The 14,718-nt window shown below is 72.1% G+C and carries 13 protein-coding genes; 10 read left to right on the forward strand and 3 right to left on the reverse strand.

Annotated elements, in window-relative coordinates; translation table 11 throughout:
• Positions 1-32: 32 nt before the first annotated feature.
• The gene (locus ACFYOS_RS13510) at positions 33-1,976 is read right to left on the reverse strand and encodes an amylo-alpha-1,6-glucosidase (RefSeq protein WP_387139819.1); all 1,944 of its coding nucleotides are present in this window, start codon (positions 1,974-1,976) and stop codon (positions 33-35) included.
• A gap of 42 nt (positions 1,977-2,018) precedes the next feature.
• Here ACFYOS_RS13510 and ACFYOS_RS13515 point away from each other — a divergent pair, with 42 nt between their 5' ends.
• The 6 genes from ACFYOS_RS13515 to ACFYOS_RS13540 all read left to right on the forward strand — a co-directional run bounded on the left by ACFYOS_RS13515 (position 2,019) and on the right by ACFYOS_RS13540 (position 9,158).
• Positions 2,019-4,721, forward strand: a complete 2,703-nt coding sequence (locus tag ACFYOS_RS13515; RefSeq protein ID WP_387139822.1) for a glucosidase — start codon at positions 2,019-2,021, stop codon at positions 4,719-4,721.
• Positions 4,722-4,801: 80 nt separating this feature from the next.
• On the forward strand, positions 4,802-5,500 hold the full coding sequence (locus ACFYOS_RS13520; protein ID WP_387139825.1) for an HAD family hydrolase: 699 nt from the start codon (positions 4,802-4,804) through the stop codon (positions 5,498-5,500).
• A gap of 22 nt (positions 5,501-5,522) precedes the next feature.
• The gene (locus ACFYOS_RS13525; RefSeq protein ID WP_387139828.1) at positions 5,523-6,314 is read left to right on the forward strand and encodes a DUF4184 family protein; all 792 of its coding nucleotides are present in this window, start codon (positions 5,523-5,525) and stop codon (positions 6,312-6,314) included.
• Between the two features lie 395 nt (positions 6,315-6,709).
• Complete coding sequence (locus tag ACFYOS_RS13530) at positions 6,710-7,348, forward strand: L,D-transpeptidase (protein ID WP_387139831.1); 639 nt, start codon at positions 6,710-6,712, stop codon at positions 7,346-7,348.
• Between the two features lie 89 nt (positions 7,349-7,437).
• On the forward strand, positions 7,438-8,370 hold the full coding sequence (locus ACFYOS_RS13535; RefSeq protein ID WP_387139834.1) for a rhomboid family intramembrane serine protease: 933 nt from the start codon (positions 7,438-7,440) through the stop codon (positions 8,368-8,370).
• A gap of 92 nt (positions 8,371-8,462) precedes the next feature.
• Complete coding sequence (locus tag ACFYOS_RS13540; protein ID WP_387139837.1) at positions 8,463-9,158, forward strand: hypothetical protein; 696 nt, start codon at positions 8,463-8,465, stop codon at positions 9,156-9,158.
• A 57-nt stretch (positions 9,159-9,215) separates the two neighbouring features.
• Here ACFYOS_RS13540 and ACFYOS_RS13545 read toward each other — a convergent pair whose 3' ends face one another.
• Both ACFYOS_RS13545 and ACFYOS_RS13550 read right to left on the reverse strand, forming a co-directional pair.
• Positions 9,216-9,491: a hypothetical protein gene (locus ACFYOS_RS13545; RefSeq protein ID WP_387139840.1), complete on the reverse strand. Its 276-nt coding sequence runs from the start codon at positions 9,489-9,491 to the stop codon at positions 9,216-9,218.
• A gap of 47 nt (positions 9,492-9,538) precedes the next feature.
• Positions 9,539-9,970, reverse strand: coding sequence for a hypothetical protein (locus ACFYOS_RS13550; protein WP_387139843.1), 432 nt, complete (start codon positions 9,968-9,970; stop codon positions 9,539-9,541).
• A 409-nt stretch (positions 9,971-10,379) separates the two neighbouring features.
• Between ACFYOS_RS13550 and ACFYOS_RS13555 the strand changes: the two genes are divergently transcribed.
• From ACFYOS_RS13555 to ACFYOS_RS13570, 4 genes are read left to right on the forward strand one after another with little or no spacing between them, the layout of a single operon-like run.
• Positions 10,380-11,663, forward strand: a complete 1,284-nt coding sequence (locus tag ACFYOS_RS13555; protein ID WP_387139846.1) for an ABC transporter substrate-binding protein — start codon at positions 10,380-10,382, stop codon at positions 11,661-11,663.
• Positions 11,660-12,655 (forward strand): carbohydrate ABC transporter permease, encoded by a 996-nt coding sequence (locus tag ACFYOS_RS13560; RefSeq protein ID WP_387139849.1) that lies wholly within the window; start codon positions 11,660-11,662, stop codon positions 12,653-12,655. Before ACFYOS_RS13555 ends, ACFYOS_RS13560 begins: the two co-directional genes overlap by 4 nt.
• A 1-nt stretch (position 12,656) precedes the next feature.
• Positions 12,657-13,493, forward strand: a complete 837-nt coding sequence (locus ACFYOS_RS13565) for a carbohydrate ABC transporter permease (RefSeq protein WP_387139852.1) — start codon at positions 12,657-12,659, stop codon at positions 13,491-13,493.
• A gap of 9 nt (positions 13,494-13,502) precedes the next feature.
• Complete coding sequence (locus ACFYOS_RS13570) at positions 13,503-14,711, forward strand: ABC transporter ATP-binding protein (RefSeq protein WP_387139855.1); 1,209 nt, start codon at positions 13,503-13,505, stop codon at positions 14,709-14,711.
• Positions 14,712-14,718 lie beyond the last annotated feature (7 nt).

The raw sequence follows: 14,718 nt of genomic DNA on the forward strand, positions 1-14,718 counted from the left end.
CGGAGACACGCTGGTTGCCGGTGTGTAACGGGTTACCGGCGGGCGCGCCGGACGCGTAGCAGTTCGGCCACCGACCAGGCCTGGAACGGGCAGCCGGTGGCGGTGTGCGGCGGGAGACCGTCGGCCGTCTCGCTCACCGAACCCAGGCCGAACTCGGTCAGGTGCCCCTCCAGGCCGACCAGCAGGTCGGCGGTCGGCAGCCCGGCCCGGCGGTACGCGTCGACGAACGGCCCGATCAGCCACGGCCACACCGTCCCCTGGTGGTAGCCGGCGTCCCGCTCCGCCGGCCCGCCCCGGTGCCGCCCGACGAAGCCGGGGGAGTCGGGGGAGAGGCTGCGCGGGCCGAGCGGGGTGAACAGGGCCTCGGTGACCCGGCGCAGTGTCGCCTCGTCCGGTTCGAGCGGGCCGTACGGCAGCGACCAGGCGAGCAGCTGGTTGGGGCGGAGCAGGTCGTCGTCGTGGTGCGCCGTTCCGCCGAGCGGGTACGCGGGCGCCGGCGCGTCTACCACGTCGTGCAGCCAGCCCGCCGGCGTCGGGAACCGCTCCCGGAACGCCGCGGCCGCCCTCGTGTGCAGCCCCCACACCGCGGTGGCGTCCCGGCCGGCCAGCTCGGTCAGCTCGGCGAGGCCGGCCAGCCCGTTGACCCAGAGCGCGTTCACCTCCACCGGCTTGCCGGTACGCGGCGTCACCGGCACCCCGTAGACCCGGGCATCCATCCAGGTCAGCGCGACCTCGGGCGGGCCGCCCTGGGTGAGCAGCCCGTCGGCCGGGTCGACGCCGATGCCGTACCGGGTGCCGGCGACGTGCGCCGCCACCACGGCGTGCAGCGCGGGCAGCAGCTCGTCGCCGAGGTCGGTGTCCCCGGTGGCCGTGACGTGCCGGGTCACCGCGTGCAGGAACCACAGGGTCGCGTCGACGGTGTTGTACTCCACCCGCCCGGTGTCGGCGGTGTTCGCCAGCATCCCCTCGGACAGCGTCGCCGCGTACGCCCGCAGGAGCTCCCGCCCCTCGTCGGCCCGGTTGGTGCAGAGGAACAGTCCCTCGTACGAGGTCATGGTGTCCCGGGACCAGGCGCCGAACCACGGGTAGCCGGCCACCACGTCCGGCCGGGTGGCGGTGTGGACCACGAACGCGTCGGCGGCGAGGGCGAGGGTGGCCTCCACCGCGTCGTCCGGTTTGGCGGTGGCCACCACGGACCGGTGACGCCGCCGGGCCGCCTCGACCAGCGCGGTCGCCGCGGGCGGCTCCTCGGCCAGGTCGTCCGCCCAGGCCAGCACCGACACCGTGGCGCCCGGCTCGTCCAGCGCCCCGGAGAACCGGCCCGCGTACCAGAGGTCCTCGTCCGGGTTGAGGCCGCGCGCTGCCTCCTCCCGGTGGTGCACGCCCAGCCACCACTGCCCCTCGGGCGTCCAGTCCGGCCCGGCCAGCCGGAACGCGCCCTCGACCACCGCCCCGCCGGCCACCGGGTCCAGCCGCGGGGTCGGCCCGTCCGCGCGGCGCTCGCCGTGCGCGTCCCGCCAGGTGCAGGCTGCCGCCAGGTCCAGCCGGACCGGGCCGCCGGAGACCAACCGGTGCACGACCGCCACGCACGACCGGCCGTACGCCATGGCGATCTCCCGCTCGATCACCGCGTCGCCGATCCGCCACCGCCAGCGGGGCACGCCGTCGGTCAGGTCGAAGCGCTCCAGCAGCTCGAAGCCGCGCGGGTCGACCACCCCGGCGGACCACTCGTGCGCGCCGAGCCGGGCCCGCGCCCCGGAGGGGAGGATCACCGCCGGGTCGAGGCTGACCAGTCCCACCCGGCGGGACGCCGGCGTCTCCCCGGCCACCACGAGCAGCCCGTGGTAGCGCCGGGTGCGCAGCCCGCTGATCGTGCCCATGGCGTAGCCGCCTCGGCCGTCGGTCACCAGCCACTCCCTGGTGGAGCCGGTGGACAGCTCGCCGCAGACCTGCGGGCCAAAACGAATGTCAATCAACTTTCCTCCACCTCCGGCGAGGTGTGACGCCTCACGGCGACAATGGCCGCTGTGGTGGAGTACCCCGGCGGCGTCGAAGATGTGCAGGTGATCACCGACCGCCCGATTTCCGCGACCCCCGACCCCGAGCGGCACCGGCTCGCCCAGGCCGACGCCGGGGAGCAGGACTGGCGCGCATGGGGTCCCTATCTGTCCGAGCGGGCGTGGGGGACGGTACGGGAGGACTACAGCGAACACGGCACGGCGTGGGACTACTTCCCCCACGATCACGCGCGGTCCCGAGCCTACCGGTGGAACGAGGACGGGATGGCCGGCGTCTGCGACGACCGGCAGACCTTCTGCTTCGCCCTGGCGCTGTGGAACGGGCGGGACCCGATCCTCAAGGAGCGGATGTTCGGCCTCGGCGGCGACGGCGGCAACCACGGGGAGGACGTCAAGGAGTACTGGTGGTACGAGGACTCCACCCCCACCCACTCCTGGATGCGCTGGCGCTACCACTACCCGCAGGCCGCCTTCCCCTATGACGAGCTGGTCGCGGTGAACGCCCTGCGCGGCCGGGACGACACCGAGTACGAGCTGGTCGACACCGGGATCTTCGACGACGACCGGTACTGGGCGGTGACCGTCGACTACGCCAAGGCGTCCCCCACCGACCTGTGCGTCCTGGTCACCGTGGCCAACCGGGGCGACCGGGACGAGACCCTGCACGTGCTGCCCACCCTCTGGTTCCGCAACAGCTGGGCCTGGGGGCTGCCCGGCTGCGACCGGGTGCCCCGGATCGTCGGCGACGGCGCCCGGCTGGTCGGTGAGCACTGGGTGCTCGGGCAGATCCTGCTGGAGGGCGACGGGGAGCCCACCCCGCTGCTCTGCGACAACGACACCAACGCCGAGCGCCTCTGGGGGCTGCCCGGGCGCTCGCCGTACCCGAAGGACGGCATCAACGACCACGTGGTGGCCGGCGCGGCCACGGTCAACCCGGACCGGGAGGGGACCAAGGGCGCGCTGCACTACGTCCTCGACGTGCCGGCCGGCGGGCAGCGGCAGATCCGGCTCCGGCTGACCCGCACCGCCCCGCCGCCGGCGAGCGCCCCGCCGCCGCCGGCCGACCTGGGCGACGACTTCGACGCCGTGATCTGGGCCCGGCGGGCCGAGGCCAACCGCTTCTTCGCCGGCGTCATCCCGGCCGGGGCCACCGCCGACGAGGCCCTCGTCGCCCGGCAGGCCATCGCCGGGCTGCTGTGGGGCAAGCAGTTCTACCATTTCGACGTCAAGCGGTGGCTGGAGGGCGACCCGGGGTCGTCGCCGCCGCCCGCCGGTCGCCGGCACGGGCGCAACAGCGCCTGGTGGCACATGAACAGCTTCGACGTGATCTCCATGCCGGACCCCTGGGAGTACCCCTGGTACGCCGCCTGGGACCTGGCCTTCCACTGCGTCACCATCGCCCGGGTCGACCCCGGCTTCGCCAAGGATCAGCTGCTGCTCCTGCTCCGCGAGTGGTATCTGCACCCCAACGGGCAGATCCCGGCGTACGAGTGGGCGTTCGGCGACGTCAACCCGCCGGTGCACGCCTGGGCGGCGCTGAAGGTCTTCGAGATCGACGGCTCCCGGGACCACGAGTTCCTCGCCCGGGTGATGCACAAGCTGCTGCTCAACTTCACCTGGTGGGTCAACCGCAAGGACACCGGCGGCAACAACCTCTTCGAGGGCGGCTTCCTCGGGCTGGACAACGTCGGCCCGTTCGACCGCTCGGCCGCCCTGCCGGTCGCCGGGGTGCTCGAACAGTCCGACGGCACCGGCTGGATGGCCATGTACGCGCTGAACCTGCTCGACATGGCCATCGTGCTGGCCGAGCACGACCGGGCGTACGTGGACACCGCCACCAAGTTCTTCGAGCACTTCGCGTACATCGCCGCCGCGGCGTACCACCAGGGGCTCTGGGACGACGAGGACGCCTTCTTCTACGACGTGCTGCGGCTGGCCGACGGCACCCAGGTGCCGCTGAAGGTCCGCTCGGTGGTCGGCCTGCTGCCGTTGGCGGCGGTCACCCGGCTCACCGCGCGCACCCTGCGCCGCCTGCCCGAGTTGGGCGCCCGGCTGCGCTGGTTCCTCACCAACCGCCCCGAGTACGCCGACGTGGTCGGCGCCCGCCGGCTCGGCCCGGACGGTCGCCAGCAGCGGCTGCTGTCCATGGTCGGCCCGGACGAGATGGTCAAGCTGCTCGCCCGGATGCTGGACACCGACGAGTTTCTCTCCGAGTACGGCCTGCGCACGCTCTCCCGCGCACACCTGGACAAGCCGTTCACGGTCACCCTCGGCGGGCAGGAGTTCAGCGTCGGCTACGAGCCGGCCGAGTCGACCAGCGGCCTGTTCGGCGGCAACTCCAACTGGCGTGGCCCGATCTGGATGCCGACCAACTTCCTGCTGATCAGCGCGCTGCGCGACTACGCCGCCTTCTTCGGCGACGACCTCCAGGTCGAGTACCCGACCCGGTCCGGGGTGAAGCGGAGCCTGGACGAGATCGCCGACGACCTCTCCGCCCGGTTGATCTCCCTGTTCACCCGGGACGACTGGGGCCGGCGGCCGATCTACGGGGCCTGCCAGCTGTTCCAGACCCACCCCGACTGGCGGGACCTGATCGCCTTCCCCGAGTACTTCCACGGCGACAACGGCGCCGGACTGGGGGCGTGGCACCAGACCGGCTGGACCGCCCTGGTCGCCGACCTCATCCTCACCCTGCGTCGCTGACCCGCCCCGCCGGAAACCCGGCTGTGGTGGCACGGCGGACGCAGTAGCGTGTTGCGGTCCACCAACGGGAGGGGTACGCGATGCCACAGCGCCGGGAGGCGGCGGTGCTCGTTTTCGACGCCGACGACACGCTCTGGGAGAACAACGTCCTCTTCGAGCGGGTGATCGACGACTTCCTCGCCTGGTTGGACCACCCGACCCTGGACCGCGCGGAGATCCGGGCCGTGCTGGACGACATCGAGCGGGCCAACGCGGTTGCTCACGGCTATGGCAGCAAGGTCTTCCTGCGCAGCCTCGGCGAGTGTCTGGAGAAGCTGCGCGAGCGCCCGGCCACCACCCGGGAACGGGCCGAGCTCGAGGACCTGGCCGCGGCGCTGGTCGGCCACCAGGTGGAGCTGATGCCCGGCGTCGCGGAGACCCTGGACGACCTGGCCACCCGGCACGAGCTGCTGCTGCTCACCAAGGGCGACCAGGAGGAGCAGCAGCGCAAGCTCGACGCCTGCGGGCTGCTGCACCACTTCCGCGCCGCGCACATCGTGCCGGAGAAGGACGTGGACACCTACCGCTGGCTGGCCCGCGAGCACGCCTTCGACCCGGCCGCCGGGTGGATGATCGGCAACTCCCCGCGCTCGGACATCCTGCCCGCCCGGGCCGCCGGGATGAACGCGGTCTTCATCCCGAACGAGAACACCTGGGTGCTGGAGCACGACGAGCTCGACCCGGGCGATGTCGGGGTGATCCGGCTGGCCGCCTTCCCCGACCTGGTGCAGCACTTCTGACCAGGCGGGTAACGTCCGACTTGTGCCGCTGACCTTCCCCTCGCACCTCGCGCCGGTGCTGCCGCTGAAGCTGTGGCGGCCGCGGTGGTTCGACGGGGTGGCGCTGGCCACCGGGGCGGTCGCGCCGGACGTGGGCTACCTGTTCACCGGCACCCGGTTCGAGGTCGGCCTGCGGACCCACACCCTAGGGGGGCTGCTCTGGTGGTGCCTGCCGGTCGCGCTCGCGTACGCCTGGATCGTCCGTCGGGTGATCGCCGGGATCGCGGTGCACCTGCCCGGCGAGCGCCTCTTCGCCTGGCGGGACCACGCCGCGCTGGGCGGGGTCCGGCACCCCTGGCAGGTCACCGTCTGCTCGGCGCTGATCGGCGCGTTCAGCCACGTGGCGTGGGACCGGGTCACCCACACCGAGCGGTTGCCGCGCCTGCTGGGCATCGCGGACTTCCACGCGGCGACCGGCCTGTACTGGTGGCAGTTCGCGGACGTGGTCGGCAGCGGGGGCGGGGCCGCCGTCGTGGTCACCCTGGCGGTGCGGGCCGCGCGTCGTCGTGAGATCTTCGACGGCGTACGACCGCCCGCGCCGCCGGCCCGGCCCGTCGTCTTCTGGGCGGTGGCGCTGCCGGTCGTCGCGCTGGGCAGCCTGGTGCTGCCGGTCCTGCCCGCCGCCACCGTCCCGGCGCCGGCCGGGGTACGGCTGCTGCACCTGTCAGCGCTCGCGCTGATCGCCGGGGCGGCCGCGGCCGGCGGCCTCACCCCGGCCCGGTCCGACGCCGGGCGGGCCGATCGCCTCGAGGAGCAACAGCGCCAGATCGGCTGACCCTGTTACGCCGACATGCCGCATTTCAACGTTGGTATCAATCACACTTCTGCCGGCCCCGGGAAACCTTGTTCGTCCTGCGGCCGGATGCCTAACCTGAGCCGGCGTTCACGGCTCTTCGGGGTGAGTCGGGGACGCGCCGAAGTCCGGTAGTTGGGCACCGTGGAGCTGAGTGCAGGCGGGCCGGCTCGCCGTGTTGAGCCCGGCGTGGGCGGCGTGCCACGCCCGCCGCGCTCGCAACGGCGAATTCCGCTACCACACCGGACGGCTGGGGGTCAGGACCGGGGAGTTGCGGACCCGGTCCTGACCCGTCCGGCACCCCGCGTCCCGGCACCCGGGAAGATCACCTTTGACGGGGCCGTACAAGTCCCGGGTGACGTGCGAGGATCCTCCGCGTGAAGCCGACGAGGGCCGCCCAGCTGACCACCCTTCCGCCCGACGCGCGGCAGGTCGTCATCGTCACCGGCGACGGCTATCGCACCACCCACGCCACAGTGGAGGCGTACGCGAGGTCCGGCGACCAGTGGAGCCCGGCCCTTCCGGCGCTGCCGGCCCGGATCGGCGCCGAGGGGTTCAGCGACCAGCACGTCGAAGGCGTGCCCACCACGCCGACCGGCGTGTACGTCGTCGGCCCGACGATGTACGGCATCGCGGCCGACCCGGGTGTCCGTTACCCCTACCACCGGGTCGCCGCCGACGACTGGTGGAACGCGAACCCCGACTCCCCGCACTACAACAGCTTCCAGCGGTCGGACCTCCACCCGGGCGGGCACAGCGAGGCGCTCTGGCAGGAGGACCCGGCGTACACGCACTTCGCGGTGATCACCTACAACATGCCGCCGACCGTCGCGACCCCGGTGCCGAACGCCGGCAGCGGCATCTTCCTGCACGAGTTCAGCCGCGCCGGCGGCAACCCCACGGCCGGCTGTGTGAGCCTCTCCCACCAACACCTGGTCGACGTGCTCACCTGGCTCGATCCCGGGGCGTCGCCGCACATCGTCCTCGCCCCGGCGGAGCACCTCGGCCGCTACTGATCCGATCCCCCGGGCGGCCGACCCGTCCGTCCACCGCGGAGCTCTCCGCATCCCGTCCCGTCCAACCGAGATCCAGGACCGAGCCCGACATGGACACCATCAGCACCGGTCAGCCGCCCGCCGAGGAGGCGCGCAGCACCTGCTACCGGCACCCCCGGCGGGAGACGCTGCTGCGTTGCACCCGCTGCGACCGCAACATCTGCCCCGACTGCATGCGCGCGGCCCCGGTGGGGCACCGCTGCCCGGATTGCGTACGCGACGACAACCGGACCGTCCGCCAGGCCCGTACGGTGTTCGGCGGCCGGGTGGCCACCCGGCCGGTGGTGACCTACGTGCTGATCGCGCTCACCGTGCTGGTCTACCTGGTCGAACTGGTCCGCCCGGCGATCATGGACCAGTTCGACAGCCTTGGCACCGGACTGGTCGACGACGCCGGCCAGCGGTACGTCGACGACGGCGGCCTCCACCCGGGATATCAGCTCATCGGGATCGCCCACGGCGAGTGGTACCGCCTGATCACCTCGGCCTTTCTGCACCTGCTGCCGACCCAGGGCGTCCTTGGCATCCTGCACATCGCCTTCAACCTGTACTGGCTCTGGCTGCTCGGCCGGGTCGTCGAGGAGCGGCTGGGCGCGGTGCGGTTCCTCGCGGTCTACCTGCTCGCCGCGCTCGGCGGGTCGGTCCTGGGCTTCCTCGTCGACCCGCACCAGGCCGCCGTCGGCGCCTCCGGCGCGGTGTACGGGCTGGCCGGCTGCTACTTCGTCCTCACCCGACGGCTGCACCACCACCCGATCGACCCCAACCGGGTGATCATCCCGTTCCTGATCTGGATGGTGTTCTCCGCCGGGTGGACCTCGTGGGAGGGGCACCTGGGCGGTCTGCTGGCCGGGGGCGCCGTCGCCGTCGGCATGGCGTACGCGCCGGCGAAGCGGCGGACCCTCGTGCAGACGGCGGTGACCGTCGGCCTGGCCGTGCTGCTGCTCGGGCTGGTGGTGCTGAAGTCGCTCGACCTGGCCACCTGAGCGGGTACGGCGAGGCGGCGGCCGACATCGTGCGGATCGCGGCCAGCCCGATCGGCTCTGGTGGGGAGTGGCGGTCGGGGCGACACTGAGTCATGACACCTCAGCGCGTACCACTGCTCGCCAGCCTGGTCGTGCTGCTCGCGGCGGCCTGCTCGACGACCGACCGCGGCGGCGCGGCCCCGGCCCCCACGACGGCGCCCGCGCCCGCCGCCACCACACCCGCCGCCACCCCGGCGGCGACCACGCCCGCGCCCGCCACCACCGCCGCGTCTCCGGCGGCCGGCGACTGGCGGGTGACGTACGGGTGGGCGGTGCCCGCCGCGCCGGCCCGCGTCACGCACACCGTGCCGGTGCCGGTGACACCCGCGCCGGGGGAGCCGCTGCCCGTCCTGGTGCAGATCCAGGTCGGCGACCATCCGGCGGAGGGGTTCAGCCGGATCAGCTTCGCCTTCCGCGGCCCCGCCCCGTCCTACCAGGTCGCCTATGTCGCCCGGGTGGAATCCGACGGCAGCGGCACCCCGGTGAGCCTGCCCGGCAACGCCTTCCTCGCCGTCCGCTTCGACCCGGCCCAGGCACACGACAGCAGCGGCCGGAGCACCGTGAGCGCGCCGCCGCGGGCCATCGGCTACCCGACGCTGCGCGGCTGGGCGCCCGCCGGGGACTTCGAGGGCTACGTCAGCTTCGGCCTCGGGGTGCAGACTTCGGGCACGCGGCTGCCGCTGCGGCTGGGCGAATCGACCCGGCCGGACGGCACTCACGTCGTCTCGGTCGACGTGCGGCGGAGCTGACCTCGGCGGCACCGACCGCGCCGACCGGACGGCCGGCGCGGTCGGGCCCGACCTGCCTCAGGCGACCTCACCGCGGACGATCGCCACGGCCACCCGGCAGAACTCGTCCATGTCCGGGTTGAACCCGGCGGCGATGTCCGGGTGCAGGCCGGCGCGGGTCTCGTCGAGCAGCCGACGGCAGACCTCCTCGACCGGCTCACCCGCGTAGCTGGCGCGGATCCGGTCGGTGGCCGCCTGCAGGGCCGAGGTCAGCTGATCCTCCAGCGGGCCGCGCAGCTTCTGCTGCACGGGATCGAGCCCGCTCGGGTCGAGCGTGACATGTGGCTCCGACATCGGCACTCCCTTCGTCGGCGTCCGCGGTACCCCACCGCGGCCGTCGGTCAAACCACGTGCGGTACGGCGGCCACCCGGACCTGGTACGAGAAGTCCTCGGCCGGCTCCTCGACGTACGACAGCCGGCGGATCTGCCGGTCGTCGTCGTAGAGGGCGACGTCGACCAGCACCCCGAGGTGGGCCAGGCCGATGTTCGCCACCCGCTTCTTGTCCTGGAGCACCGCGCAGACCCCGCCCAGCAGCGTGCTGGCGTCGGAGGTGCGGTGCCCGGGCGGGCAGCGCAGGATCAGGTCCACCTCGACCGGCCCGGCGAGCGGGGTCCAGCCGGTGCGCTGGGCCGCCGTGCAGGCGGCCTGGAGCAGGACACGGACCCTCGTCGCCTGCCGGTGCCCGGCGGCGAAGATGGACAGGGCCTCGGTCTTGACCGGGGGCAGGCCGCTCACCTCGAACGTCAGGGCGAGAGCGCGGGTGTCCTGCACGACGGCACCTCCTCGTTGGGCTGATCCTGCCCAACCGGTGGTACCGCAGAGGGACGTTCGCGCGAGAACCAACCGATCGGGCGGGCTGGGGGTCGGCCGGAGGCGTATCGACTTCGACGGCGACGCGCTGGCTGCGGAGCAAGCTGAACGCTAGTGCACCCGGCGCACGCTGGGTAGCCTCGCCGTCCACAGACTGAGACCACACGTGCCGCGCGGTGATCTTCCCCACCACGACCTGTCGTGTCTTCCCGTGACCGTCAGGTTTCGCAGCGTGGCAGGTCGGGCACTGTCAGCCGCACGAAACGCCCGGGGCGCGAGCGGGCCGGCCGTTACCGGCGTCCCGACCGTCTCGCCGTGCGCCGGGGCACGGGTGACTTCCCCCGGCTCTCGCCGAAGAAGGGGGAGGGCGATGACGACAGACCCCGACAGGGCCGCACACCGGCGGCGGCCAGGGAAGCGTGCGGCGGCGGCAGCCGCCGCACTGGCGTTGGTGGCGCCGTTGGCGGCCTGCGGTTCTGGTGGTGCCGGTGGTACGCCGACGATCAACCTGTACTACCCGCCGGAGCAGAACCTGCAGAAGGTGGTCGACGACTGCAACGCCCAGGCCCAGGGGCGTTACAAGATCGTCTACCGGGTGCTGCCGCGGCAGGCCGACGACCAGCGGGTGCAGCTGGTGCGTCGGCTCGCCGCGCAGGACAGCGGGATGGACGTGCTCGGCCTCGACGTCACCTGGGCCCAGGAGTTCGCCAGCGCGAACTGGATCAGGGAGTGGACCGGCCAGGACAAGGCCGAGGCGGAGCAGGGCACCCTCGCCGGCCCGCTGGACACGGCCCGGTACGAGGGCAAGCTGTACGCCGCGCCGAAGAACACCAACGTCCAGCTGCTCTGGTACCGCACCGACCTGGTGCAGCAGCCGCCGGAGACCTGGGACGAGATGATCTCCGCGGCCCAGCAGCTCAAGCAGCAGGGCAAGCCGTACCAGGTGCTCACCATGGGCGCCCAGTACGAGGGCCTGGTCGTCCTCTACAACACCCTGGCCGAGAGCGCCGGCGGCAAGATCCTCAGCGACGACGGCAAGAAGGCCGTGATGGACGCCGGCACCGTGCGCGCCCTGGACCAGCTGAAGAAGTTCGCCACGTCGGGCCTGACGTCGCCGTCGTTCAGCAACGCCACCGAGGACCCGGTCCGGCTGGAGTTCCAGTCCGGCGCCGGCGCCTTCGAGGTCAACTGGCCGTTCGTCTACCCGGCGATGCAGGAGGCGGCCCCGGACCTGGCGAAGAAGGTCAAGTGGGCGCGGGTGCCGGGCATCGACGGGCCGAGCAAGGTCACCATCGGCGGCGTCAACATGGCGGTCAGCACCTACTCGAAGCACCCGACCGAGTCCTTCGAGGCGGCGAAGTGCATCCGCAGCGCCGAGCACCAGAAGTTCTCCGCGGTCAACGACGGCGTGCCGCCGACCATCGAGAAGGTCTACGACGACCCGGAGATGGACAAGGCGTACCCGATGAAGGAGACCATCGTGGAGGAGCTCAAGGAGCCGGCGGTCCGACCGCTGACCCCGGCGTACCAGAGCATCTCCACGGTGATGTCGGCGGTCCTGTCGCCGCCGTCGGGCATCCGGCCTGAGCAGACCGCGAACGAGCTGCGGAAGGCCATCGCCGACGCCCTCGAGTCGAAGGGGGTCCTCCCGTGAGCGTGAACGCCACTCCCGCCGGCGCCGACGTCGCCGCCGAGGCCGAGCGCACCGCCGGCCGGCACGTCGCCGTGCCGGCGCAGCGGGCCCGCCGCCGGACGAAGCCGCCGCTGAGCGAGAACAAGCGGGCCGAGCGCCGCCTCGGCTGGCTGCTCTGCGCGCCGGCCGCGCTGGTCATGGTGCTGGTCACCGCGTACCCGATCCTCTACTCGGTCTGGCTGTCCCTGCAGCGCTTCGACCTGCGCTTCCCCGACGAGCGCCAGTTCGTCGGGCTGGACAACTACGCGACCGTGCTGACCAACCAGTTCTGGTGGACCGCGTTCGGGGTGACCGCGCTGATCACCGTGGTCACTGTCGCGGTCGAGCTGGTGCTCGGCATGGGGCTGGCGCTGATCATGCACCGGACGCTGGTCGGCCGGGGCATCGTCCGCACCGCGGCGCTGATCCCGTACGGCATCGTCACGGTCGTCGCCGCCTTCTCCTGGCGGTACGCCTGGACGCCCGGCACCGGCTACCTGGCCAACCTCTTCGACGGCAGCGCCCCACTGACCGAGCGGGCCAGCTCGCTGGCGATCATCATGCTGGCCGAGATCTGGAAGACCACGCCGTTCATGGCGCTGCTGCTGATGGCCGGGCTGGCGCTGGTGCCGGAGGACCTGCTCAAGGCCGCCTCCACCGACGGGGCGACCGCCTGGCAGCGGTTCACCAAGGTGATGCTGCCGGTGATGAAGCCGGCGATCCTGGTCGCCCTGCTGTTCCGCACCCTGGACGCGTTCCGGGTCTTCGACAACATCTTCGTGCTCACCGCCGGCGGCAACGAGACCTCGTCGGTGTCGATGCTCGCCTACAACAACCTGATCCGGGGGCTGAACCTCGGCATCGGCTCCACGATGTCGGTGCTGATCTTCCTCACCGTGGCGATCATCGCCTTCGTCTTCGTGAAGCTGTTCGGCACCGCTGCGCCCGGCAGCGACGATGGGGAGAGGCGCTGAGATGGCCACCGAAACCACCACGCGGGCGAAGCTGCGCTGGGGACTGCTGGACGTCATCGTCGTCGTCTTCGCGCTGGTCCCGGTGCTCTGGATCGCCGCGCTGTCGTTCAAGACCCCGGCCACCCTCACCGACGGGAAGTTCTGGCCCCGGGAGTGGACGCTGGACAACTACCGGACGATCTTCGACACCGACCAGTTCGTCCGGGCCCTGGTCAACTCGATCGGCATCGCGCTGATCGCCACCCTGATCGCGGTGGTGCTGGGGGCGATGGCCGCGTACGCGATCTCGCGGCTGGACTTCCCCGGCAAGAAGCTGCTGGTCGGGGTGTCCCTGCTGATCGCGATGTTCCCGCAGGTGTCGCTGGTGTCGCCGCTGTTCGAGATCGAGCGGCAGCTCGGCCTCTTCGACACCTGGCCGGGGCTGATCCTGCCGTACATCACCTTCGCCCTGCCGCTGGCGATCTACACGCTGTCGGCGTTCTTCAAGCAGATCCCGTGGGACCTGGAGAAGGCGGCGAAGATGGACGGCGCCAGCCAGGGCCAGGCGTTCCGGCGGGTGATCGCTCCGCTGGCCGCGCCGGGGCTGTTCACCACGGCCATCCTGGTGTTCATCTTCTGCTGGAACGACTTCCTCTTCGCCATCACGCTGACCTCCACCGAGCGGGCCCGGACGGTGCCGGTGGCGCTGTCGTTCTTCACCGGCGAGTCGCAGTTCGAGGACCCCACCGGGGCGATCTGCGCCGCCGCCGTGGTGATCACCATTCCGATCATCCTGTTCGTGCTCTTCTTCCAGCGCCGCATCGTCTCCGGCCTGACCTCCGGCGCAGTCAAGGGATAGGTGGTAGTCATGGCTGACATCGTGCTCGACAAGGTGAGCAAGCAGTTCCCGGACGGGACCACCGCGGTGCGGGACGTCGACCTGGAGATCGCCGACGGTGAGTTCGTGATCCTGGTCGGCCCGTCCGGCTGCGGGAAGTCGACCACCCTCAACATGATCGCCGGCCTGGAGGACATCAGCTCGGGCGAGCTGCGGATCGCGGGGGAGCGGGTCAACGACCGGGCGCCCCGGGACCGGGACATCGCCATGGTGTTCCAGTCGTACGCGCTCTACCCCAACATGACCGTGCGGGAGAACATGGCGTTCCCGCTCCGGCTCGCCAAGCTGGACAAGGAGACGATCAACACCAAGGTCGAGGAGGCGGCGAAGGTCCTGGAGCTGACCCCGCTGCTGGACCGCAAGCCGGCCAACCTCTCCGGTGGCCAGCGGCAGCGGGTGGCGATGGGCCGGGCGATCGTCCGCCAGCCCAAGGCGTTCCTGATGGACGAGCCGCTGTCCAACCTCGACGCCAAGCTGCGGGTGCAGATGCGGACCGTGGTGTCCCGGCTGCAGAAACAGCTCGGCACCACCACCGTCTACGTGACCCACGACCAGACCGAGGCGATGACCCTCGGCGACCGGGTGGTGATCATGCGGGGTGGCGCGGTGCAGCAGGTCGGCCCGCCGCAGGAGCTGTACGACCACCCGCGCAACCTCTTCGTCGCCGGGTTCATCGGCTCGCCGTCGATGAACTTCCTGCTCGCCGCCGTCGAGGACGGCCACCTGCGCACCGCGCTGGGTGACGTGCCGATCGGCGACCGGGTCCGCCGCCAGCTCCAGGGCGCCGACGCGCCGCGCGAGCTGATCCTCGGGATCCGCCCCGAGCACTTCGAGGACGCCGCGCTGGTCGACGACGAGACCCGCCGCCGGGGCATGGAGTTCGAGGCGCCGGTGGAGATCGTCGAGTCGATGGGTTCCGACAAGTACGTCTACCTCACCGTCGAGGGGGAGCGGGCCACCGCGGCCGAGCTGGAGGAACTGGCCGCCGACGCGGGCGCGGCGGACTTCAGCGGCACCGGCGCCAGCCTGGTCACCCGGCTGTCGGCGGAGTCTGCGGTGCGGGAGGCCGAGAACCGGCGGGTCTGGTTCAACCTGGAGAAGATCCACCTGTTCGACCCCGGCACGGGGCGGAACCTCACCCTGCACGAGGGCCGGGCGGCCGGCGCGCTCGCCGACTGACCCGACG

Source organism: Micromonospora sp. NPDC005806, assembly GCF_042871425.1.
Classification (GTDB): Bacteria; Actinomycetota; Actinomycetes; order Mycobacteriales; family Micromonosporaceae; genus Micromonospora.

Coding starts and splice junctions, on each gene's coding strand:
- ACFYOS_RS13555 (WP_387139846.1), top strand. CDS start 10,380: ATGACGACAGACCCCGACAGGGCCGCACACCGGCGGCGGCCAGGGAAG.
- ACFYOS_RS13515 (WP_387139822.1), top strand. CDS start 2,019: ATGGCCGCTGTGGTGGAGTACCCCGGCGGCGTCGAAGATGTGCAGGTG.
- ACFYOS_RS13540 (WP_387139837.1), top strand. CDS start 8,463: ATGACACCTCAGCGCGTACCACTGCTCGCCAGCCTGGTCGTGCTGCTC.
- ACFYOS_RS13565 (WP_387139852.1), top strand. CDS start 12,657: ATGGCCACCGAAACCACCACGCGGGCGAAGCTGCGCTGGGGACTGCTG.
- ACFYOS_RS13535 (WP_387139834.1), top strand. CDS start 7,438: ATGGACACCATCAGCACCGGTCAGCCGCCCGCCGAGGAGGCGCGCAGC.
- ACFYOS_RS13570 (WP_387139855.1), top strand. CDS start 13,503: ATGGCTGACATCGTGCTCGACAAGGTGAGCAAGCAGTTCCCGGACGGG.
- ACFYOS_RS13520 (WP_387139825.1), top strand. CDS start 4,802: ATGCCACAGCGCCGGGAGGCGGCGGTGCTCGTTTTCGACGCCGACGAC.
- ACFYOS_RS13545 (WP_387139840.1), bottom strand. CDS start 9,491: ATGTCGGAGCCACATGTCACGCTCGACCCGAGCGGGCTCGATCCCGTG.